Here is a 21245-nt window from a genome sequence, read left to right as displayed (position 1 = left end):
TGTAGAAAAATATTCTCCCGGAGTGCCTTATGGTAGATAAAATTGACCTCAAGCTTTTAGCCCTGCTGCAAAAAGATTGCACCCTTTCCCTGAACGAACTGGCGGATGCCGTTAATCTCACCTCCACACCCTGCTGGAAAAGAATCAGGCGCCTTGAAGATGACGGGATTATTCGCGGCAAAGTGGCGTTGCTGGATGGCGATAAGCTGGGGCTGAGTCTGACGGCATTTGTGCTGATCAAAACTCAGCATCACAACAGCGAATGGTATCAGCGCTTTGTACAACAGGTTGAAGCATTTCCGGAAGTACTGGGCTTCTACCGGATGGCCGGAGAATATGATTATTTATTGCAGGTGCAGGTTTCCGATATGAAAAGCTACGATAACTTTTACAAGCGACTTGTGAACGGCATTCCGGGACTGAACGATGTGACCTCAAGTTTTGCGATGGAGCGCATAAAATCGACCACCGCATTGCCCATTTAATGCAAAAGTTGCAGTAAAAAGTTTCATCAGAAACGCATGTTAACTCTGGTATCCTTGTCAGCCTGAAGAGCAAACGGGTATTTGTGATATCTGTTAACTCAATAAAATCATTATTATTTGTATGGAAAACTCTGCGTGAGACTGTTTGCACAATTAGGCTGGTACTTCCGTCGCGAATGGCGCCGGTATCTGGGTGCCGTTGCCTTGCTGATCATTATTGCTGTCCTGCAATTACTGCCGCCAAAACTGGTGGGCATAATCATTGATGGCGTAACGTCAAAACAAATGTCTTACAACGTGCTTTTCGCATGGCTGGGTCTGATGCTCGGCACAGCGATAGTCGTGTACCTGCTGCGCTATGTCTGGCGCGTACTGTTATTCGGTGCGTCCTATAAGCTGGCCGTCGAGTTACGCCAGGATTTCTTCCGCCAGCTCAGTCGTCAGCATCCGGCTTTTTATCTGCGTCATCGCACCGGCGATTTGATTGCCCGTGCCACCAACGACGTAGACCGCGTGGTGTTTGCCGCAGGCGAGGGCGTTTTGACACTGGTGGATTCACTGGTTATGGGACTTGCCGTGCTGATTGTCATGGCAACCCAGATCAGCTGGGAACTGACGCTGCTTTCGCTGGTGCCGATGCCGGTGATGGCGATCATCATCAAGCGTTACGGCGACCAGTTGCACTCCCGCTTTAAAACCGCACAGGCGGCATTTTCCTCTCTTAACGATCAGGCGCAGGAAAGCCTGACCAGCATCCGCATGATCAAAGCTTTTGGTTTGGAAAATCATCAGTCATCACAATTTGCTGATGTTGCCGCGGATACCGGTGCTAAAAACCTGCGCGTAGCCCGGGTCGATGCACGTTTTGATCCGACGATTTACGTCTCCATCGGCATGGCAAATCTTCTGGCCATTGGCGGCGGCAGCTGGATGGTGGTCAACGGGCATTTGACACTCGGTGAACTGACCAGTTTTGTGATGTATCTGGGGCTGATGATCTGGCCGATGCTGGCGCTGGCGTGGATGTTCAATATCGTAGAGCGTGGCAGTGCCGCCTACAGCCGTATCCGCAGCCTGTTACAGGAAGCGCCAGCGGTGGCCGATGGCGCAACGCCTTTACCGGCGGGGCGCGCAGTGCTTGAAGCGCAGATCAACAATTTCCATTATCCCGAACACCAACACGCTGCCTTAACGTCCGTGGCATTTTCCCTGAAACCGGGGCAAATGCTCGGTTTATGTGGCCCGACGGGTTCTGGAAAAAGTACCTTGCTGGCATTGCTTCAGCGCCAGTTCGATGTGACTGAAGGCGATGTGCGTTACCACGGTCTGTCACTCAAAGAGATCCGGCTCGATGACTGGCGCGCGCGGCTTGCGGTAGTCAGCCAGACGCCTTTCCTGTTTTCAGACACCGTCGCGCAGAACATTGCGCTCGGCCGGCCGGATGCCACGCAGGAAGACATTGAGGAAGCGGCACGGCTTGCCAGCGTTCACGATGACATTCTGCGTTTGCCTCAGGGATATGAAACAGAGGTCGGTGAACGTGGCGTTATGCTTTCGGGTGGCCAGAAACAACGTATTTCGATTGCCAGAGCGCTGTTGTTAAAAGCTGAAATTCTGATCCTGGATGATGCGCTATCTGCCGTCGATGGCCGCACGGAACATCAAATCCTGCAAAATCTGCGTCAGTGGGGCAGTGACAGAACGGTGATTATCAGCGCTCACCGGCTTTCTGCGTTGACCGAAGCCAGTGAGATTCTGGTATTCAGTCACGGAAGCATTTCACAGCGTGGCGATCATGACGAACTGGCTGCGAAGCCGGGCTGGTATCGCGATATGTTCCGCTATCAGCAGCTTGAAGCTGCGCTGGATGATGTGCCGGAAAAGGAGGCGGAATAACATGGCTGAACAAAAAGTGAGTAAAATCCAGAAGCTCTGGCCTACGCTTAAACGTCTTCTGGGATATGGCAAACCCTACAGTAAGCCTCTGTCTTATGCGGTGCTGATGCTGTGGATTGCCGCCGCAGCGGAAGTCACCGGCCCGATTCTGATCAGCTTTTTTATCGACCATTATGTGGCGAAGGGTGAAATGCCCTGGGGGAAAGTCAGTATACTGGCGCTGAGTTTCATCTTCCTGCAATTTCTGGCAGCAAGCCTGCACTATTTTCAGGCACTTCTGTTTAACCGTGCTGCGGTTGGCGTGGTGCAGCGTTTGCGCACCGACGTCATGGATGCCGCATTGCGTCAGCCTTTGAGTGCCTTTGATACCCAGCCGGTCGGGCAGCTGATTTCGCGTGTGACCAATGATACTGAAGTGATCCGTGACCTTTATGTCACTGTCGTATCGACGGTTTTGCGCAGCATTGCGCTGATTGGCGCAATGCTGGTGGCGATGTTCAGCCTTGACTGGCGACTTGCCTCGGTGGCTATCTGCATCTTCCCGGCTGTGTTTGTGGTGATGGGGCTGTACCAGATTTACAGTACGCCGGTCGTTCGTAAAGTGCGTGCTTATCTGGCGGACATAAATGATGGCTTCAACGAAGTCATTAATGGCATGAACGTTATTCAGCAATTCCGTCAGCAAAAACGGTTTGGTGAACGACTGTCCCGCGCCAGTCAGTCACATTATATGGCCCGCATGCAGACGCTCAGGCTGGAAGGATTTTTGCTGCGACCATTACTCAGCTTATTTTCATCCCTGATTTTATGCGGCTTGTTAATCTTGTTCGGTTTCAGTGCCGAAGGCTCGATTGGCGTGGGGGTTTTGTATGCTTTCATCAACTACCTCGGGCGTCTCAACGAACCTCTTATTGAGCTGACGTCGCAGCAATCCATTCTCCAGCAGGCTGTAGTCGCAGGTGAACGTATCTTTGATTTGATGGATCGGACTCAGCAGCAGTACGGACCTGACGATAAGTTGCTGACCAGCGGCGAGATTGATATTCGCGACGTCAGTTTTGCCTACCGCCCGGACAAATGGGTGCTGGAGAATATTACCCTGCATGTCCCTTCACGTGGATTTGTGGCGCTGGTCGGGCACACAGGCAGTGGCAAAAGTACGCTGGCGAATCTCCTGATGGGCTATTATCCGCTGAATAAAGGTGAGATCCGCGTCGACGGGCGTAACCTTGCTGATCTCTCGCATTCCAGTCTGCGAAAGGGAATTGCTATGGTTCAGCAGGATCCGGTGGTGCTGGCGGAATCGGTATTCTCTAACGTGACTTTAGGTCGCGATATTGATGAAGCTCAGGTCTGGCACGCACTGGATATTGTGCAGCTTTCTCCGCTGGTACGGGGAATGCCGGAAGGGTTGAATACGCGTCTGGGCGAACAGGGTAATAATCTCTCTGTCGGACAGAAGCAATTGCTGGCGATGGCGCGCGTTTTGGTGCAGGCACCAGAAATTCTGATCCTTGACGAGGCAACGGCCAATATCGACTCAGGAACCGAGCAGGCAATTCAGCGTGCTTTACGTGCCATTCGTCAGCAAACAACTCTGGTTGTAATTGCACACCGGCTGTCGACGATTGTGGATGCAGATAATATTTTGGTACTGCATCGCGGGCAAGCCGTTGAGCAGGGCAACCACTTACAGCTGCTGGCAGAAAAAGGCCGGTATTATCAGATGTATCAGTTGCAACTTGCCGGGCAAGAACTGGCGTCAGCTGAGCAGGGAATTCCTTCCACAGAAAACGCATAAACTGTCAGCTGGCGTAACGCGTTCGCTACGCCAGCATTCTCTCCTCAACGTCTTATCCTCGCGCCATCCCATCCCGCGCACCGTATTCATGCAGGCAAAATACCTGCGGTTTACACCTTGCACTATAAAGCAGCGATGAGCACTTAAATGGTGCGTGCGCTGCTGTGTGCTGAATGGCGAAACAACTGTGCGCCCGGTCACGATTATTCTGAAAATGCCAGTTTGCGCGGGAATTGCAGGAATCTTTCATCAGTTTCAACTCTGGCACACCCTTTGCTTTATCCCTTGCGTATCGGGCGCGAATCCTCTCGCGGTAAGCCCTTAATTCGAGGAGTGGCACAATGAAGCTGGTTACTGTGGTGATCAAACCTTTTAAGCTGGAAGACGTGCGTGAAGCGCTGTCTGCTGTTGGAATTCAGGGGCTGACCGTAACGGAAGTTAAAGGTTTTGGCCGTCAGAAAGGTCATGCCGAACTTTACCGTGGCGCGGAATACAGCGTGAACTTCCTTCCAAAAGTAAAAATCGACATTGCTATCGCTGACGATCAGCTCGATGAAGTGATCGACGTGATCAGCAAAGCGGCCTACACCGGCAAGATCGGTGATGGCAAAATTTTCGTTGCTGAATTGCAACGTGTTATCCGTATTCGTACTGGTGAAACCGACGAAGCAGCACTGTAATTTCCGGTTTTTATCTCTCATGCCAACCGGTTTGAGATAAATCAGATTAGAAAAAACAGTTTTGAGAAACAGGGGTGGGTTAATAATGAAAAAACTTTTATCCATGATGGGGCTGGGCGCAGTGGCATTATTGCCTTCGCTTGCCATGGCCGCAGCACCAGCCGCCGCCAACGGCGCTGATAACGCCTTTATGATGATTTGTACTGCGCTGGTATTGTTTATGACCGTACCTGGCGTAGCGTTGTTCTACGGCGGTTTACTGCGTTCCAAAAACGTTTTATCCATGCTGACTCAGGTTATTGTGACCTTCGCATTGGTCTGCGTTCTGTGGATCCTTTACGGTTACAGTCTGGCATTCAGCGAAGGGAACGCCTTCTTCGGTGGTTTCGGCAACGTAATGATGAAAGGCATTGGCCTGGATTCTGTTACCGGCACCTTCTCGCAGATGATCCATGTGGCATTCCAGTGTTCATTCGCCTGTATCACCGTGGCACTGATCGTCGGTGGTATCGCTGAACGTGTGCGTTTCTCTGCGGTGCTGATTTTCACCGTGATCTGGCTGACCTTCTCCTATATTCCAATGGCGCACATGGTGTGGGCGGGCGGTTTCCTGGCTGCTGATGGCGCGCTGGACTTCGCCGGCGGTACCGTTGTTCATATCAACGCCGCTATCGCGGGTCTGGTCGGTGCTTATCTGCTGGGCAAACGTGCTGGTTTCGGTAAAGAAGCATTCAAACCTCACAACCTGCCAATGGTGTTCACTGGCGCTGCAATCCTGTATGTCGGCTGGTTCGGCTTTAACGCCGGCTCTGCAAGTGCAGCAAGTTCCATTGCCGCGCTGGCGTTCCTGAATACTGTGATTGCAACGGCTGGCGCAATCCTGTCCTGGACTCTGGTTGAGTGGATGGTTCGCGGCAAGCCTTCTCTGCTGGGCGCAAGTTCCGGTGCTATCGCAGGTCTGGTTGCCATCACTCCGGCGTGTGGTACGGTCGGCGTGGGCGGTGCGTTGATCATCGGTCTGGTCGGCGGTGTGACTGGCCTGTGGGGTGTCGTTACCCTGAAAAAATGGCTGCGCGTTGATGATACCTGTGACGTATTCGGTGTTCACGGCGTCTGCGGTATCGTAGGTTGCCTGCTGACCGGCGTATTCACTTCCAGCTCTCTGGGCGGCGTGGGTTACGCAGAAGGCGTGACCATGGGCCATCAGGTTTGGGTTCAGTTCTTCAGCGTTTGCGTCACACTGGTGTGGTCTGGTGTTGTGGCCTTCATCGGTTACAAAGTGGCTGACATGATTGTAGGCCTGCGTGTTCCTGAAGAGCAGGAACGTGAAGGTCTGGATGTGAACAGCCACGGCGAAAACGCCTATAACCAGTAATGGCTCAGTAACAGGATTTCAGAGAAAGTAGTGCGCTAACTCTCTCATTAAGCAGTACAAAACAATAAAATAATGATGATATGCAAAAGGGGCGATAATGATATCGCCCCTTTTTAATGCACAGTTTTTGCCAACCGTGATCGGAGAATGTTTATTCAGGCGTCCGCTGGCGGATCACGCCTTCCTGTACCGTAGAGGCAACCAGCACGCCATCACGGGTATAAAATTGTCCGCGTACAAAACCACGAGCGCCCGAAGCAGATGTGCTTTCAACGGCGTATAGCAGCCAGTCATCCATACGGAAAGGGCGGTGGAACCACATCGAATGGTCGATGGTCGCGACCTGCATTCCCGGCTCAAGGAACCCGATACCGTGCGGTTGCAATGCAGTCGGCAGGAAATTGAAGTCCGAGGCATAACCCAGCAGATACTGATGGATGCGCAAATCATCCGGCATTTCTCCGTTAGCCCTGAACCAGACCGCGCGGTGAGGTTCTTCTACACTTCCCTTCAACGGGTTATGGAATTTCACCGGACGCATTTCAATCGGCTTGTGACCAATGAATTTTTCGCGGAATTTTTCAGGGATCAGATGCGCCAGATTTTTGGCAATATCTGATTCTGAAACCAGCGTTTCTGGTGCCGGGACATCAGGCATGGTGTTCTGATGTTCGAAGCCGGTTTCCTGGCTCTGGAACGACGCGGTCATATAAAAAATCGGTTTGCCATGCTGAACGGCTTTTACGCGTCGTGCGCTAAAACTGTTGCCGTCTCGCAGAATTTCCACGTCATAAATGATGGGTTTGCTGCTGTCACCGGGACGCAGAAAGTAGCTATGAAAAGAGTGAATACCGCGATCGACGGGCACGGTTTGTTTAGCGGCGTACAGCGCCTGACCGACAACCTGACCACCAAAGACCTGACGCAAGCCCAGATCTTCACTTTGACCACGAAACAGTCCTTCTTCGATTTTTTCCAGATCTAACAGATCCAGCAGATTTTTTAATGCCTGACTCATAGTGGCCTCATGAAAGTTACCGGTGATATTGACCTAAGTTGTTCGGGATACCGCAGGCAGGAATGTTCTGAAATACACCTTCGCTGACAGGTCTAACCTGTTAATCATAGTGGATCTTTTGAAACCTCAGAAGTCTTGTTTTATCCTCGGGGCGGCGAACTCTGGTTTTTTGTGCCATGATTATTGGGTAAGCTGGTTTAAGTCACTAAGTTCATCGTCGGCGTTGGTTACGTTTGTTACAACTTGTCGACAATCGAATAATAAAAGGGAGAAGGATCAATGAAACTTTGGCAGATAGTAGGTGGAACCGCGCTGTCTCTGACTCTTGCCGGATGCGCACAGCATCACGAGGCTCCAGCGCAGCAACCTCCAGTGAATACCGCGGCCAGCCCGGCCACTGCACCGGCGATCACCGGCCCGAACGTATCGGGTAGCGTGTTCATTAATCAGCGTGTGGCCTTGCCGCCAGATGCGGTTCTGACCGTGACCTTGTCTGATGCTTCGGTTGCTGATGCGCCGTCGCGTGTCATCTCGCAGAAAGTCGCGAGAACCCAGGGCAAACAGTCACCGTTTACGTTTATCCTGCCGTACAACCCACAGGAAATTGCGCCTAATGCGCGTGTTCTGTTAAGTGCGGCGGTGACCATTAATGGTCAGGTAACCTTTGTTACTGACAGCATCAAAGAAGTCATCAATAACGGTCAGGGCACGCGTGCCGACCTGCAACTTGTTCCGGTCGTAGCCGTCCCTGTGGCGACTAAACCAAATGCTCTGGCGCCAATGACTAACCCGTCAAATTCGGGTCTGGGCACGGCACCGGCACCGGTAAGTGCAGTTCCGACACAGTCAGCAACGTACTAATTCGTTACTCACTTATTCGTGACTCGTGATGATTCAGGCACCGCTCCGGCGGTGCTTTTTTATTTGCGTAATGATGTGCGCAGCACTACCACTTCCAGCCATACTTTTCTAAATCAACTTTACCTTTCTTAAAGATAATCCCTTCGGCCAGAAGCGCCTGACGCTGACGTTTAAAGTCCTCACCCTGGAGGGAAATTTCACCGTGGCGATTAATCACCCGATGCCAGGGAAGTGTGCTGCCTTCGGGTAACTTTTTGAGCACACCGCCCACCTGACGTGCCGCCCGCGGAGAACCAGCCAGCTGAGCGACGTTGCCATAAGTCGTGACCTGACCCGGGGGAATGGCAGCGATTATCTGGAATACGCGCTGGCGAAAGTTATCGGGCTCTGACATGACATCCTCCTCAGTGTTTGGCAAACAGTATGACGCAAAAAATGTCCTTCTGTCCGTCCAGATTCAGGCGTATTGTTTAAGAAAACAACGGTTGTCGGCGGTTAACTTGCTTTTGCCTCGGGCATCACAGATAATGCCCACCGCTTCGATTCTTTCAGGAGAAATGAAGCCGACAACGTCAATGGGGGCCCTGTTGGTTCTCCCGCAACGCTAACTTGTTAACTCGGTCAGGTCCGGAAGGAAGCAGCCATAGCAGGTGTCGTGTGTGCCGGGATGTAGCTGGCAGGGCCTCCACCAATTTCAGGCCTTCCCGTTTTATCAATCCCCTTATTTTTCCGATTCATTACTCCCTCTTAGCCAAACTGCACCCATAAAAAAGGGCACGTTATCCGCGCCCTGGTTTGCTGATTGTTTACTGGTTTTTTTAGTGATGAACCAGCGTCGCAAAGTAATACACCAGCGGGATGGCGAGTATATACAATCCCAAAGGCACTTCGCGCACCTTACCTGCCACCACTTTAATGATGATGTAAAACAGAAGGCCACCGGCAATTCCGGTACCGAAGCTGTTGGAAATCAGGGTAATCATCACCATCATCAGCACCGGCAGCGCATCAGTGAAGTTAGCCAAATCGACCTTGCGCAGATTACTGAACATGTTCAGGCCAATCAGGATCAGCGCAGGTGCGGTCGCTTCTTTCGGGATCATCAGCGCAACCGGTGTGAACAATAGCATCAGCAGGAACATCACTGCGGCAGACAGCGCCGTCAGGCCTGTTTTACCTCCTGCTTCTGCAGCCGCGGACGATTCTATCAGCGCGGTTGCGGCTGGGATCCCCACAATCGGGCCGAGCGCTGCGGCAACAGAGTCCACCATGAATGGACGGTTGATGTGCTTCATATTGCCATGTTCATCAAGCAACCCGGCTTCTCCGCCTACCGCCAGCGTTGTGCCCATCGTTGAGAAGAATTCTGATGCAAAGAAGATGAACAGGAAAGGCAGGAAAGCGATATTAATCGCGCCGATCAAATCGACTTTGCCCAACAGCGGAGCCACTGAGTGGGGCAGGGAAATCCATTGTTCAGGCAGATGCGTCACACCAAACGGAATACCGGCCACGGTCGCCAGTAAAATAGCCCAGAGAATTGCTCCAGGTACTTTGCGCGCCTGCAATCCCACGGCAAGCAGCAAACCGAGCAGCGCAATCAGCGCACCCGGCGCGGTGAAATCGCCTAACGCCAGTGCATGTGTCTTTGCATTAGCCATCACCAGTCCGGCGTTACGAAAACCGAGCAGGGCAACGAAAATACCAATTGATGCCGTCAGACCGAGTTTGATGGACTGCGGCACAGAACGTGTGACGACTTCCCGCAGACCAAAAACAGTCATCACGAAGAATAAAATACCCGACCAGCAGGCTATCCCTAATGCGATGGGCCAGCTGATGCCGTCACCGGCCAGCGTGACGCCGACCAGCACGGAACCGCCGATGCCGGGGCCGACCATAAACGGCAGATTAGCGTAGAACGCCATCAGTAATGAGCCCAGCACAAATACCAGGATCACGCCGGTTGTCGCCGCGCCTTTGTCCATCCCGCTCACTGCCAGCAAACCGGGGATCACCACCAGCAAATAAGCAGCGGCGAGGAATCCGGTGATCCCTGCCAGACATTCGGTTTTCACCCGGGTCTGGCGCTGATGTAAATGAAAGCGTCGCTGCAACCAGCTTTCCTGCGTTGAGGTTGCTACGTTTTTAACAGAACTTTCAGACATGCTTAAATTCCCCTGACGATAATTTTTATAATGTTGTGTTTGCTATCATTTCTGTTCCGGCGTGGCGCCGGAGGGCAGATTTATTCCGGCCAGATTTCCAGAACCGGGTCGACGATTTCACGCAGTCCGCCGTCAGTGAGACCTAAGTCAGTCAGATGCGGCCCGGCATTACACGCCAGACATGTGCCTTCGATGGCTTTGAAAACGCGGTAAGGGGGTTCCCAGTCGGCTATCTGTGCGCTGAGTTCACGCAAATTTTTGAATTGTTCAGCCAGTTGTTCCGCTGGCAATTCAGAGAGCATTCCGGCAATGGGCATATCCACTTTAGCCAGCAATGTGCCGTTTTGGCTGAGTGCCATTCCGCCGCCGCTGGAGATGAGCTGATTCGCCGCCACAACCATATCTGCGGGGGAACGTCCCAGTACCACCAGATTATGGGAATCGTGCGAGTAGGAAGTGGCAATCGCTCCGCGCAGTTCTCCCCAGCCCTCCAGTAATGCCATTTTGGGGGTGGCGTCGTGCCGCCCGTGGCGGTGCTGTACCCAAATCAGGCTGAAGCCTTCCGGGAGTTGTACCACGCCGTCTTTGACGTCAACGGTCACTTCGCTCCACTGTGTAAAACGTGCGCCTTTGATATTACGCAGACGGGCTTTGCCGTTTGTCAGCCCCGCAATTTTCATGCGGAAGTCGTCAGCAGTAAGTGCGCTGAGCCGCATTGTGTCAAGAGGAGGTGTCACACCACTGGCCGCCGCTGGCGTGAAGAGAAGTTTGCTCTCTTTTGCCACACAATTTCCGGCCACGTATACGGCGTGCGGATGCAGATTTTCCAGTGAATCAAACGCGATGATATCTGCCGTACGGCCTGGTGCAATCAGCCCTAAATCTGAACGTTGCATGCGTATAGCGGCGTTGAAAGTCGCCATGCGCAATACATCTTCGGCACGTAACCCGTGTGAAATTAGCAATTTGACTAACGAAATCAGCCCGCCTTTTTCCAGCAGATGATCGGGCGGAACATCATCAGTACACAGCGTAATCTGTGAGGAAAGATGTGGCAGCGCCAGCAACGCAGCAGCGATCTCCGGCAGAAGATAAGGATGGGAGCCGCGGATTTGCAGCGTCAGACCAGCGCGCAGTTTTTCCAGTGCATCTTGCGCAGAAGTCAGTTCGTGATCAGAGGTGACGCCAGCCGCCAGATAGGCTTGCAACTGTTCATCTTTCAGCCCGCGGGCATGGCCTTCGATCAGTTTGCCGCTGTTTAAACCGGCCTCGAGAATTTCCAGCATCCGCCCGCTGCCATTAATCACGCCGTGCATATCCATGACTTCTGCAACCCCGGCGACTTCCGGCCAGCTCAGCATGGTTTGCATTTCCTGACCGTGAAAGTCAGCGCCGGACATTTCTAAACCTGGAGTGGAAGGTACGCTGGAAGGGGCTGCGCAAATCACGCGCAGAGGTAAATTACGGCTCGACTCAACGGCATATTGCACACCGGCGACACCCAGCACATTTGCCAGTTCGTGCGGATCCCAGAACACGGTGGTCGTCCCCTGAGCAACGACAATCCCGGCGTATTTTTCCGGCGAAAGGTGAGAGCTTTCGATATGCACATGGGTGTCGATAAGTCCCGGCGAAAGATAGCGACCGGTTAAGTCATCGACATTTTCTGCCTGAGAGAATTTTCCACGCGGATGGACGCTGGCAATCATATTGCCAATGATCCCAACATCGGCTTCGCGAATTTCCCCCGTCACCATATCGATAACGTTTGCGTTGATAAGCAGACGATCAAAAGGGATTTTCCCTAACGCAGCCTGAACCGCGCGCTGGCGCAGGGGTAACGGAGCAATGTTTTCAGTCATGTCAGTATCCGGATTTACAAAGTGATGGGGCTAATGTAGGGAGAGGGAATGGCTTTGCACAGATGAATTATTTTATCCGTTTATAAGATGCGGTTATGCTGAGCAAACGTTTTCTATTTTTAGCGGGATCCCTGACCATCATGTCTGAACCCTGGCGCCGGTTGCCTGCGCTCTCCCTTAAGCAAATTCAATACTTTGTAACGCTGGCGCAGTTACGCAGTTTCACCGACACGGCGAACCGTCTGGCGATCAGTCAGCCAGCTTTAAGCAGCGCACTGCGGCAAATTGAATCAGTGCTGGGGGGAAAATTATTAAACCGCACCGCTCAGGGAGTCAGCCTGACCGAACAGGGCGAAGCTGTTTTTCCTTATGCAGAAAGGCTACTGAATACAGCGCATAGTGCCTTCGATGATATGCAACAAATTATGCGGCAGGGGGGTGATGGAACTTTACGTATCGGATTAGTGCCTTCAGTCAGTACGTTGTTATTCCCAGTCGTTCCGCAGTTATTATCGGAATATTTCCCTGATATGCGTGTGGAATTTCATGACCTGACAAACGATGCATTATTACTGGAACTGGAGAACGGATCTGTGGATTTTGGTATTGGTGCGACCGACAGCACGGTGCCGGATTCTGTCGCGATATATCCGCTGCTGGAAGACCCTTTTGTGGCGGTGATCCGGCGCGATGATCCCTTATCAGAAGGTCATAATATTCCCTGGAGACAACTGGCTAAAAGGGATATTGCTTTGTTTTCAAAAGGAAATGTTAGCAGGCTGGTGAGTTCATTGATTGAAAGTCACAGGCTGAATTTGCGGGTGGGTTATCGAGTGGATTTTCAGGAGACGTTATATGGTTTAGTTCGTTCACGTCTGGCTCTGGCGATATTACCAGAGTTATATACTGCAACACTTAATGATGATGAATTAACAGTGATTCATCTGCAGCAACCCACATTAAGTCGTACAGTTGCGATGATGCGTAAGCCTGCGCCTCTGCGCTCGCCTAAAACAGAACAATGTTTCCAGTTTCTTTTACAAACATTTCACCGGCAGATCAAAGAGAAAGCAGAAAGAAATATCTGAAGAAATAGTTAAAAATTGCTTAAGTTATTTTGTATGAATTATGAGCGTCAGGTCGAAAGGTATTTCGACCTGACTCTGTCTGTCAGCGTACAAATTTCCAGACTGATACCGGGATTTTATCGTACAGCTTGTTCATCGTTAGCTCCGCTAAACGATGATCAGCTGCTGAGTAAAACAATTCCAGCTCGTCGTCGGACAGTTCATACTTATTCTTTTCAATGACACGTTCAAGTGTATCAATAGTGGTGCATTTTCTTAAACGCATCAAATAGTCGATTTTGTTCATCTTAGCCTTTTCATTTTTATCTGATGACTGCATATAAATTATTACTCAAGTCTTCATTAGGGTACAGATGTAGTCCCCTGAGAACATTCTGAATAATCGCTTCTTGGTCTTTTGCCATTGGCGTAAATCAGAATCGTTAATTCCATAATTGCTGAACAGGGTGTAGGTATCATCCAGATACTCTTCAACCAGATCACTTAAATGGGTATCGTCCGGATACTTAATTTTAAAGCTCATCACAAAGGATGCAATGTGCTCAATCAGTTCATTGAGCTGCAGGTTAACAGCAGAAGTGGGGTCGTTGACCCAACCGTGGTGACTGTCACCCAGTGTCGCGATGCCTTCATCGTACAACATTTCATTCAGGTAGCGTAACTGAGCGATATCGTGCCGCTTAGGCGAGTACTCATCCATATCATCCCCTCCGTAATGGTTTATTCGGTGTTGATAACACTCTGTGAGTAAACAACAAAACTTGATGGCTTACAGAAAACGGCTCTCACTACTAACGCTATGAACTGACTAACGCTATGAACTGACTTATACATCAAAGACAATCGCAGTCTTTGGGATGAACTTTCTCAGGCTAATTACACAACATATAATTTAAATATAATTCATTTTGAGAAAGCTGCGCAAACGTATTACTCAAACTTACAATTCTTCAGCCGTTGAACCTTTGAACAAATCAATAATATCAAACTCCAGACCTGCCGGCTTTACAAGGAATGTGACACTTTGCGTTGTGAACTCTTGTGCATTAATGTCCAGACAACCGTTGAAAATCGTCCATCTGAAATGGTAGTTCAGCGAATAACAATTTTCGCCAATTGCAACGATTGACACGATTTGCAAAGAATTGGGTTCGTAACGTGCATTTTCTGAGAAGTAAGTTAAATCACCAATTAAGGGTTCTTCAATTTCAGATAAATAACGTTCAATAATCTGCAGCAAATCTGAAGGAGTCAGATTGTCCCCATTAATAGGGTAGGGGATAAATTTTTTCACCGGTTTTCGCCTTTGAACTCCATACCTTTCTATTATTGCATACTTTTATCAGGATGTGTTTTGAGTAGAGAAAAAAATTTCCAGTGCGAAAAAACATAACTTTCTGATTGTAATGACAATTAGTTTCTATTCATCAATTTTTACCCTTTTCTAACAATTTCGCCTGGCCCGGGGTGTGCAATCCTCGTTCCGAAAGGGCATCTGGTAAAAAATCGAAACAGTTCATGTATTGATACAAAGCTTGGTGTGTGATGTTATATTGTAACGAATGGAGGGGCTATGACCAAAACACTCTTTACACTTTCTTCGCCAGTGCGCTGTCTCGCCGTGCTGGCTGTACTGGCTATTTTATGGGCCGCAATTTACTGGGCAATATCGCTACCATGATTTTTGTTAATAATGTTGAAGTCGGCTATGACCGCCGGGCGGTTGCGATGCCGATCAGCGGGCAGTTTCTTTCGGGCTCACTGACGGCGGTTATCGGGGCTAACGGGGCGGGTAAATCCACTTTCCTCAAAACGCTGGCTGGCCTTCAGCAGGCGGTTGCGGGCAATATTACCTTCACCGGCGGAAAGCGTCCGCGTCTGGCCTATTTACCGCAGCAGGCGGAATTGGATCGCGGTTTTCCGATCAGCGTATTCGACCTGGTCGCCATGGGGTGCTGGCCGCAAAGCGGACTTTTTGGCGGCATAAATCAGCAGTCAGCCACCGCAGTAACTCAGGCGCTTGAGACGGTCGGGATGACTGAAATGTCGCATTTGCCCGTAGGTTCGCTTTCTGGTGGTCAGCTGCAACGCACTTTATTCGCGCGATTACTGGTGCAACAGGCGCCTCTTATCATGCTTGATGAACCTTTTACCGGCATCGATACCCAGACAACGGAACTGCTGCTCAAGGTGATTGCGCAGTGGCATCAGGAAGGCAAAACCGTCATTGCGGTTTTACATGATATCTCAATGGTTGCCCGGCATTTTCCTCATGTGCTTTACCTCAGCGCGCAACAGAATCTGTGGGGAACGGCGCACGACGTATTGGGTCACTTCCCGCATCAGGCCCATGCCTGTATTTCGACCGAACCTTTTTCTCTCGTCGCGGGAGTCGCCAATTCATGATGCTTTTTCATTTACTGGCCGACCCCTTTATTGAGTTTGGTTTCATGCGCCGCGCGTTAATTGCCTGTATCGCATTATCCATCAGCGCCACGCCTCTGGGCGTTTTCCTGCTATTACGCCGGATGAGTCTGGTGGGAGACGCACTTTCCCACGCCGTATTACCGGGTGCGGCTATCGGTTATCTGATTTCAGGAATGTCGCTGGTCGCCATGGGAATTGGCGGTTTTATTGCAGGACTTGCAGTGGCAATGCTGTCAGGCCTGGTGAGCCGCCGCACGCAATTAAAAGAAGATGCCAGTTTTGCCGGTTTCTATCTGGGATCGCTCGCGCTGGGTGTGACGCTGGTTTCCCTGCGCGGTTCCAGTGTTGATCTGCTACACGTTCTTTTTGGCTCCATTCTCGCTATCGATTCCTCAGCAATGATTATGGTCGGCATTATTACCAGTGTGTCATTGCTGGTGCTGGCCTGTATTTATCGCGCCCTGGTCATAGAATCTTTCGATTCACTGTTTTTACGGGTCAGCGCAGGGAAATGGCTGGCGGCGATACATGGGATTTTCCTGGCGCTGGTCGTTGTGAACCTTGTTGCCGGCTTCCAGATCCTCGGCACGCTGATGTCCGTCGGTTTGATGATGTTACCCGCGGCCAGCGCACGTTTCTGGGCGCAGGATTTACCCCATACCTTGCTGAGCGCCATGATTATCGGTGTGATCGCCAGTATCGTCGGGCTTATCTGGTCTTATTATGCTTCGCTGCCCGCAGGCCCGGCTATCGTCCTCAGCGCGACGGTGATCTTCTTTATTTCAGTTTTATTTGGAAAGCGGGGCGGGATGTTAACGGCTTCGCGAACTTAAGCAGCAGTAAATTAATAAGCAGTACCACAATTAAGGGGACATGATGAAAGTATTACCTGTATCACTCGCAGCAGCTGCCCTGTTGTCGAGCCCGCTGGCTGTGGCGAAAACCGTGGATGCGGTGGCCAGTTTTTCTATTCTCGGGGATATCGTTCAGGAAGTGGGCGGCGAGCACGTTAAAGTGACGACGCTAGTCGGACCTGACGGTGATCCGCACAGCTTTGAGCCTTCGCCGAAAGACAGTAAGGCGATTAACGCGTCTGATGTCGTTTTCGTCAGTGGCTTAGGTCTGGAGGGGTGGATCGACCGTCTGGTGACGGCTTCCGGTTACAAAGGTCATGTGGTGACGGCATCTGAAGGTGTTAATTCCCGTAAAATGGAAGAAGACGGCAAACAAATTACCGATCCGCACGCCTGGAACAGCATGGCGAACGGCGTGATTTATGCGACCAATGTGATGAATGCGCTGATCAAAGCCGATCCGGAAGATGCTGATTATTTCCGCCAGCGCGGAACCGCCTATATTGAGCAGTTACAGAAGCTTGATGCGTGGGCCAAAACTGAATTCACCGGCATTCCTCAGTCAAAGCGTAAAGTGCTGACCAGCCATGATGCTTTCGGTTATTTTGGTCAGGAATACCATGTCAGCTTTATGGCACCGGTCGGCTTTTCTACCGAAGCGGAGGCCAGCGCCAGCGGTGTCGCGTCGCTGATTAAGCAGATCAAAGAGGAGAAGGTGAAAACGTACTTCATCGAAAATCAAACCGATCCGCGTCTGGTGAAACAGATTGCTGCGGCGAGCGGCGCGCAACCTGGTGGTGAGCTGTATCCTGAAGCACTTTCAGGCCCGCAAGGCCCGGCCACGACGTATATCAAAGCGTTTAAGCATAACGTTGAGACGATCGTTGCCAGCATGAAATAAGATTTCCCCTCCTCACGGTTTCGCTGTGAGGAGGTTTTACATCATGTCTTAACATAAGAAAAAGCCCCGTCGGGCAAGCGGCGGGGCTTTTATTTTTTTATAAGGGGCGTAAGGGAAAGGCGCAGCGTTAACGCTTTTTCTTTCTGCCCTGAACGGCTTTAAAACGCGGATTGCTTTTACAGATTACGTAAATCCGGCCTTTACGGCGAACCACGCGACAATCCGGATGACGATTTTTTGCCGAACGTAATGAACTCAGAACCTGCATAACAATTTCCCTGATGTTGTTTACTTTTTACCGAGGAAGCTGCCGAAGCGTTGATTGAATCGCGCGGTGCTGCCTTCTTTTGAATACTCTTTCTGCTTACCGGTGTAATACGGATGGGAAGCGGAAGAAACTTCAATCGTGATGTAAGGGTAGGTTGCCCCTTCCAGCTCAATGGTGCGGTCTGTCGAGATGGTTGAACCGACCTTGAAGTATTCATTAGCACTGGTGTCGTGGAAAACCACGGTGCGATACGCAGGATGGATAGCGGGTTTCATAATGCCTCAGGTTGTTATGTTATACTATAACAATAAGTATGCACCCATCTGTTTTCCGGTTCAAGACTCAGGCGAAAAAAAAGGCCGCATAAGCGGCCTTTCGTCAGTATGAGGATCCGTTACAGCGTCGGATGCTCTGTTTTGTGCGTATGTTCGATATCCTCGTTCTTCTTACCGAAGCGGCGACGAACCACTACGAAGAAGACCGGAACAAAGAAGATCGCCAGCAGCGTTGCTGTGATCATCCCGCCCATTACGCCGGTACCTACGGCGTTCTGAGAACCGGAACCTGCACCGGAGCTGATTACCAGCGGCATTACACCGAGGATAAATGCCAGTGAGGTCATCAGAATCGGACGAAGACGCATACGAACCGCTTCAAGCGTGGATTCGATCAGACCCTTACCTTCTTTGTCCATCAGGTCTTTGGCGAACTCAACAATCAATATGGCGTTCTTCGCGGACAACCCGATGGTGGTCAGCAGGCCTACCTGGAAGTAAACGTCGTTACTGAGTCCGCGCATCGTGGCTGCCAGAAGCGCACCCACAACCCCGAGCGGAACCACCAGCATGACCGAGAACGGTATTGACCAGCTTTCGTACAACGCTGCCAGACACAGGAATACGACAATCAGGGAGATAGCGTACAAGGCCGGAGCCTGGTTCCCTGACAAGCGTTCCTGATAGGACAGACCGGTCCAGTCATAGCCGATACCGCTTGGAAGTTTGGAAGCCAGAGACTCCATCATCTCCATTGCAGCACCCGAACTTTTGCCCGGAGCTGGCTGACCCAGAATTTCCATGGATGGCAGACCGTTGTAACGTTCCAGACGTGGTGAACCGTATTCCCATTTCGCACTGGAGAATGCGGAGAACGGCACCATCTGGCCAGCACTGCCACGGACATACAAGTTATTGATGTCTGACGGCAACATACGGTATTTATTTTCAGCCTGAACGTACACTTTCTTCACGCGACCACGGTCGATGAAGTCGTTGACGTAGCTACCACCAATCGAAGCACCGAGAGTGGTGTTGATGTCGGAAATTGAAACGCCAAGTGCCGTTGCTTTTTCCTGATCAATTTCGATTTTGAACTGTGGTGTATCTTCCAGACCGTTTGGACGAACCTGAGTCAGCAAGTCCGGATGTTGAGCAACCATGCCCAGCAACTGGTTACGTGCCTGTGTCAGTTTGTCATGTCCAAGGTTAGCCTGGTCAATCAACTGGAAGTCGAAGCCTGTCGCTGTACCCAACTCAACAATCGCTGGCAAGTTGAACGGGAATACCAGTGCATCTTTAATGGTGCTGAATGCGCCCATCGCACGGCCTGCAATGGCAGGAACTTTATTCTCCGAGCCGCTACGCTCAGACCAGTCTTTCAGACTGATAAACGCGATACCGGTGTTCTGACCACGACCAGCAAAGCCAAAGCCGTTAACCGTAAACACGGACTTCACGTTGGCTTTTTCTTTCGTCAGATAGTAATCGCTGACTTCGTCGAGCACTTTCTGTGTACGCTCCTGGGTCGCACCTGCTGGCAATTGCGCCATGGTCAGGAATACGCCCTGGTCTTCTTCCGGCAGGAAGGAGGTTGGCAGGCGGATAAACAGGAATGCCATGCCGACAACGATCAGCAGATAAATCACCAGATAACGACCGGTGCTGCGCAGAATGTTGCCTACGCTGTCGGTGTAGTGGTGCGTGCTTTGGTCAAATTTCTTGTTAAACCAGCCGAAGAAACCTTTCTTATCGTGATGCTCACCTTTGGCAACCGGCTTGAGCATGGTCGCACAAAGCGCAGGTGTCAGGATCATCGCCACCAGAACCGACAGCACCATGGCCGAAACGATGGTGATGGAGAACTGACGGTAGATAACACCGGTAGAACCACCGAAGAAGGCCATCGGGATGAATACTGCGGACAGCACCATCGCGATCCCCACCAATGCACCCTGGATCTGCTCCATGGATTTTTTGGTGGCCTCTTTCGGAGGCAGGCCTTCTTCGACCATGACACGCTCGACGTTCTCGACGACGACGATGGCGTCATCGACGAGCAGGCCTATCGCGAGCACCATCCCGAACATTGTCAGGGTGTTTATCGAATAGCCAAACGCTGCCAGAATTGCAAAGGTACCGAGCAGAACCACCGGAACCGCAATGGTCGGGATAAGGGTTGCGCGGAAGTTTTGCAGGAACAAGAACATGACCAGGAACACCAGGACGATGGCCTCGAACAGCGTTTTACCTACTTCTTTAATCGAGATTTTTACGAACGGCGTGGTGTCGTACGGGTAAACAATTTCTAAGCCAGCCGGGAAGAATGGCTCAAGCTTAGTCAGTGTGGCTTTTACAGACGCCGCGGTATTCAGGGCGTTCGCACCCGTTGCCAGTTTGATACCCAAGCCTGACGCAGGTTGTCCGTTGAAACGGGCAATAACGTCGTAGTTTTCACCGCCGAGTTCGATTTTAGCCACATCTTTCAGGCGAACCTGAGAACCATCCTGATTTACTTTCAGAATGATTTTGCCGAATTCATCCGGTGACTTCAGACGGGTCTGCGCCACGATAGATGAGTTCAATTGCTGACCCGGAACCGGTGGTGTACCACCGAGCTGACCTGCTGCGATCTGGTTGTTCTGTACTTTGATGGCGTTGATGACATCTACCGGCGTCAGCTGGAAGTTGTTCAGTTTGTTCGGATCCATCCAGATACGCATCGCGTACTGAGCACCAAACAGCTGAACGTCACCTACACCCGCAGTACGGCTGATAGGATCCTTGATGTTGGAACCGACGTAGTCGGCGATATCATCCTGGGTCATTGAGCCGTTATTGGAAATAAAGCCCGCTACCATCAGGAAGCTGCTGCTCGATTTCTCAACCGAAATACCCTGTTGCTGAACTTCCTGCGGCAGCAATGGTGTTGCCAGCTGCAGTTTGTTCTGAACCTGTACCTGCGCGATATCCGCGTCAGTACCGGAAGCGAAGGTCAGGGTAATCTGAACAGTACCTGATGAATCACTGGTCGACGACATGTACATCATGTTGTCGATACCGTTCATGTTCTGTTCGATAACCTGAGTAACGGTATCCTGTACGGTCTGCGCATCCGCACCCGGATAAGTTGCGGTCAGCTGGATAGCCGGTGGCGCAACGGTTGGATACTGTGCGATTGGCAGTTTAAGTATTGCCAATCCCCCTGCCAACATGATGATGATCGCAATTACCCATGCAAAGATGGGACGATCTATAAAAAACTTAGCCATGAATTACCGGCTCC

At 51.1% G+C, this 21245-nt stretch carries 20 protein-coding genes and 1 other RNA gene; 11 read left to right on the top strand and 10 right to left on the bottom strand.

Translation table 11 applies throughout. From position 1 onward, the window contains the following. The first annotated feature begins 29 nt into the window (after positions 1 to 29). The 5 genes from ACJY2G_RS11655 to amtB all read left to right on the top strand — a co-directional run bounded on the left by ACJY2G_RS11655 (position 30) and on the right by amtB (position 6237). Entirely contained in the window at positions 30 to 485 is a 456-nt protein-coding gene (locus tag ACJY2G_RS11655; protein WP_120160788.1) for an Lrp/AsnC family transcriptional regulator, read from the top strand. A 135-nt stretch (positions 486 to 620) separates the two neighbouring features. Beyond that, a complete protein-coding gene (locus ACJY2G_RS11650) occupies positions 621 to 2381 on the top strand; it encodes a SmdA family multidrug ABC transporter permease/ATP-binding protein (protein ID WP_120160786.1) in 1761 nt (586 codons plus the stop codon). Between the two features lies 1 nt (position 2382). Further along, positions 2383 to 4182: a SmdB family multidrug efflux ABC transporter permease/ATP-binding protein gene (locus ACJY2G_RS11645; RefSeq protein WP_430318902.1), complete on the top strand. Its 1800-nt coding sequence runs from the start codon at positions 2383 to 2385 to the stop codon at positions 4180 to 4182. A gap of 341 nt (positions 4183 to 4523) precedes the next feature. Beyond that, positions 4524 to 4862 carry a P-II family nitrogen regulator gene (glnK, locus tag ACJY2G_RS11640; protein ID WP_009639071.1) on the top strand — a complete coding sequence of 113 codons (339 nt, stop codon included), beginning with the start codon at positions 4524 to 4526 and terminating at the stop codon, positions 4860 to 4862. Positions 4863 to 4947: 85 nt separating this feature from the next. After that, positions 4948 to 6237 carry an ammonium transporter AmtB gene (gene amtB, locus ACJY2G_RS11635; RefSeq protein ID WP_095924964.1) on the top strand — a complete coding sequence of 430 codons (1290 nt, stop codon included), beginning with the start codon at positions 4948 to 4950 and terminating at the stop codon, positions 6235 to 6237. Positions 6238 to 6388: 151 nt separating this feature from the next. Here amtB and tesB read toward each other — a convergent pair whose 3' ends face one another. Further along, entirely contained in the window at positions 6389 to 7255 is an 867-nt protein-coding gene (gene tesB, locus ACJY2G_RS11630) for an acyl-CoA thioesterase II (protein WP_113876136.1), read from the bottom strand. Between the two features lie 279 nt (positions 7256 to 7534). Between tesB and ACJY2G_RS11625 the strand changes: the two genes are divergently transcribed. After that, the gene (locus ACJY2G_RS11625; protein ID WP_112287520.1) at positions 7535 to 8116 is read left to right on the top strand and encodes a YbaY family lipoprotein; all 582 of its coding nucleotides are present in this window, start codon (positions 7535 to 7537) and stop codon (positions 8114 to 8116) included. 85 nt (positions 8117 to 8201) lie between these two features. On the opposite strand, the gene ACJY2G_RS11620 is transcribed toward ACJY2G_RS11625, so the two are convergent. Continuing rightward, entirely contained in the window at positions 8202 to 8510 is a 309-nt protein-coding gene (locus ACJY2G_RS11620; protein ID WP_112287521.1) for an MGMT family protein, read from the bottom strand. A 191-nt stretch (positions 8511 to 8701) separates the two neighbouring features. Between ACJY2G_RS11620 and ffs the strand changes: the two genes are divergently transcribed. Beyond that, an RNA gene (ffs, locus tag ACJY2G_RS11615) (signal recognition particle sRNA small type) lies at positions 8702 to 8798 on the top strand. Positions 8799 to 8934: 136 nt separating this feature from the next. Here the strand turns inward: ffs and ACJY2G_RS11610 are convergent. After that, positions 8935 to 10284 (bottom strand): NCS2 family permease, encoded by a 1350-nt coding sequence (locus ACJY2G_RS11610; RefSeq protein WP_430318903.1) that lies wholly within the window; start codon positions 10282 to 10284, stop codon positions 8935 to 8937. An 80-nt stretch (positions 10285 to 10364) separates the two neighbouring features. Next, entirely contained in the window at positions 10365 to 12146 is a 1782-nt protein-coding gene (locus ACJY2G_RS11605; RefSeq protein ID WP_439291762.1) for an adenine deaminase, read from the bottom strand. A gap of 137 nt (positions 12147 to 12283) precedes the next feature. On the opposite strand from ACJY2G_RS11605, the gene ACJY2G_RS11600 reads away from it, so the two are divergent. Beyond that, on the top strand, positions 12284 to 13234 hold the full coding sequence (locus ACJY2G_RS11600) for a LysR family transcriptional regulator (protein ID WP_430319103.1): 951 nt from the start codon (positions 12284 to 12286) through the stop codon (positions 13232 to 13234). A gap of 82 nt (positions 13235 to 13316) precedes the next feature. Here the strand turns inward: ACJY2G_RS11600 and ACJY2G_RS11595 are convergent, their stop codons facing one another. From ACJY2G_RS11595 to ACJY2G_RS11585, 3 genes are all read right to left on the bottom strand, one after another. Continuing rightward, positions 13317 to 13520, bottom strand: a complete 204-nt coding sequence (locus ACJY2G_RS11595) for an HHA domain-containing protein (RefSeq protein WP_013576617.1) — start codon at positions 13518 to 13520, stop codon at positions 13317 to 13319. Positions 13521 to 13565: 45 nt separating this feature from the next. Next, positions 13566 to 13934 carry an Hha toxicity modulator TomB gene (gene tomB, locus ACJY2G_RS11590; RefSeq protein ID WP_104923047.1) on the bottom strand — a complete coding sequence of 123 codons (369 nt, stop codon included), beginning with the start codon at positions 13932 to 13934 and terminating at the stop codon, positions 13566 to 13568. Positions 13935 to 14174: 240 nt separating this feature from the next. After that, positions 14175 to 14528 (bottom strand): hypothetical protein, encoded by a 354-nt coding sequence (locus ACJY2G_RS11585; RefSeq protein ID WP_430318905.1) that lies wholly within the window; start codon positions 14526 to 14528, stop codon positions 14175 to 14177. Between the two features lie 350 nt (positions 14529 to 14878). Between ACJY2G_RS11585 and ACJY2G_RS11580 the strand changes: the two genes are divergently transcribed. From ACJY2G_RS11580 to ACJY2G_RS11570, 3 genes are read left to right on the top strand one after another with little or no spacing between them, the layout of a single operon-like run. Beyond that, the gene (locus ACJY2G_RS11580; RefSeq protein ID WP_430318906.1) at positions 14879 to 15640 is read left to right on the top strand and encodes a metal ABC transporter ATP-binding protein; all 762 of its coding nucleotides are present in this window, start codon (positions 14879 to 14881) and stop codon (positions 15638 to 15640) included. Continuing rightward, entirely contained in the window at positions 15637 to 16494 is an 858-nt protein-coding gene (locus ACJY2G_RS11575) for a metal ABC transporter permease (protein WP_112287526.1), read from the top strand. Before ACJY2G_RS11580 ends, ACJY2G_RS11575 begins: the two co-directional genes overlap by 4 nt. A gap of 43 nt (positions 16495 to 16537) precedes the next feature. After that, a complete protein-coding gene (locus ACJY2G_RS11570; protein ID WP_430318907.1) occupies positions 16538 to 17416 on the top strand; it encodes a metal ABC transporter substrate-binding protein in 879 nt (292 codons plus the stop codon). Between the two features lie 127 nt (positions 17417 to 17543). Here ACJY2G_RS11570 and ykgO read toward each other — a convergent pair whose 3' ends face one another. The 3 genes from ykgO to acrB form a co-directional block, all read right to left on the bottom strand. Continuing rightward, positions 17544 to 17684 carry a type B 50S ribosomal protein L36 gene (gene ykgO, locus ACJY2G_RS11565; RefSeq protein ID WP_004954542.1) on the bottom strand — a complete coding sequence of 47 codons (141 nt, stop codon included), beginning with the start codon at positions 17682 to 17684 and terminating at the stop codon, positions 17544 to 17546. A 20-nt stretch (positions 17685 to 17704) separates the two neighbouring features. Beyond that, positions 17705 to 17959 carry a type B 50S ribosomal protein L31 gene (locus ACJY2G_RS11560; RefSeq protein ID WP_112287528.1) on the bottom strand — a complete coding sequence of 85 codons (255 nt, stop codon included), beginning with the start codon at positions 17957 to 17959 and terminating at the stop codon, positions 17705 to 17707. A 119-nt stretch (positions 17960 to 18078) separates the two neighbouring features. Beyond that, the gene (gene acrB, locus ACJY2G_RS11555) at positions 18079 to 21231 is read right to left on the bottom strand and encodes a multidrug efflux RND transporter permease subunit AcrB (RefSeq protein ID WP_113876130.1); all 3153 of its coding nucleotides are present in this window, start codon (positions 21229 to 21231) and stop codon (positions 18079 to 18081) included. Between the last annotated feature and the right edge of the window lie 14 nt (positions 21232 to 21245).

The sequence above is a fragment of the Rahnella sp. ATs2 genome (assembly GCF_051851855.1).
Lineage (GTDB): Bacteria > Pseudomonadota > Gammaproteobacteria > Enterobacterales > Enterobacteriaceae > Rahnella > Rahnella variigena.
The sequence above is the reverse complement of the archived record's forward strand: the minus strand, read 5'-3'. Positions and strand labels throughout refer to the sequence as shown.

Excerpts from the sequence above, each read along its gene's own strand:
- tesB (WP_113876136.1), bottom strand. The coding sequence starts at position 7,255 with ATGAGTCAGGCATTAAAAAATCTGCTGGATCTGTTAGATCTGGAAAAA.
- ACJY2G_RS11570 (WP_430318907.1), top strand. The coding sequence starts at position 16,538 with ATGAAAGTATTACCTGTATCACTCGCAGCAGCTGCCCTGTTGTCGAGC.
- ACJY2G_RS11560 (WP_112287528.1), bottom strand. The coding sequence starts at position 17,959 with ATGAAACCCGCTATCCATCCTGCGTATCGCACCGTGGTTTTCCACGAC.
- amtB (WP_095924964.1), top strand. The coding sequence starts at position 4,948 with ATGAAAAAACTTTTATCCATGATGGGGCTGGGCGCAGTGGCATTATTG.
- ACJY2G_RS11655 (WP_120160788.1), top strand. The coding sequence starts at position 30 with ATGGTAGATAAAATTGACCTCAAGCTTTTAGCCCTGCTGCAAAAAGAT.
- ACJY2G_RS11645 (WP_430318902.1), top strand. The coding sequence starts at position 2,383 with ATGGCTGAACAAAAAGTGAGTAAAATCCAGAAGCTCTGGCCTACGCTT.
- ACJY2G_RS11625 (WP_112287520.1), top strand. The coding sequence starts at position 7,535 with ATGAAACTTTGGCAGATAGTAGGTGGAACCGCGCTGTCTCTGACTCTT.
- tomB (WP_104923047.1), bottom strand. The coding sequence starts at position 13,934 with ATGGATGAGTACTCGCCTAAGCGGCACGATATCGCTCAGTTACGCTAC.
- ACJY2G_RS11580 (WP_430318906.1), top strand. The coding sequence starts at position 14,879 with ATGGGCCGCAATTTACTGGGCAATATCGCTACCATGATTTTTGTTAAT.
- ACJY2G_RS11575 (WP_112287526.1), top strand. The coding sequence starts at position 15,637 with ATGATGCTTTTTCATTTACTGGCCGACCCCTTTATTGAGTTTGGTTTC.
- ACJY2G_RS11595 (WP_013576617.1), bottom strand. The coding sequence starts at position 13,520 with ATGAACAAAATCGACTATTTGATGCGTTTAAGAAAATGCACCACTATT.
- ACJY2G_RS11610 (WP_430318903.1), bottom strand. The coding sequence starts at position 10,284 with ATGTCTGAAAGTTCTGTTAAAAACGTAGCAACCTCAACGCAGGAAAGC.
- acrB (WP_113876130.1), bottom strand. The coding sequence starts at position 21,231 with ATGGCTAAGTTTTTTATAGATCGTCCCATCTTTGCATGGGTAATTGCG.
- ACJY2G_RS11605 (WP_439291762.1), bottom strand. The coding sequence starts at position 12,146 with ATGACTGAAAACATTGCTCCGTTACCCCTGCGCCAGCGCGCGGTTCAG.
- glnK (WP_009639071.1), top strand. The coding sequence starts at position 4,524 with ATGAAGCTGGTTACTGTGGTGATCAAACCTTTTAAGCTGGAAGACGTG.
- ACJY2G_RS11620 (WP_112287521.1), bottom strand. The coding sequence starts at position 8,510 with ATGTCAGAGCCCGATAACTTTCGCCAGCGCGTATTCCAGATAATCGCT.
- ykgO (WP_004954542.1), bottom strand. The coding sequence starts at position 17,684 with ATGCAGGTTCTGAGTTCATTACGTTCGGCAAAAAATCGTCATCCGGAT.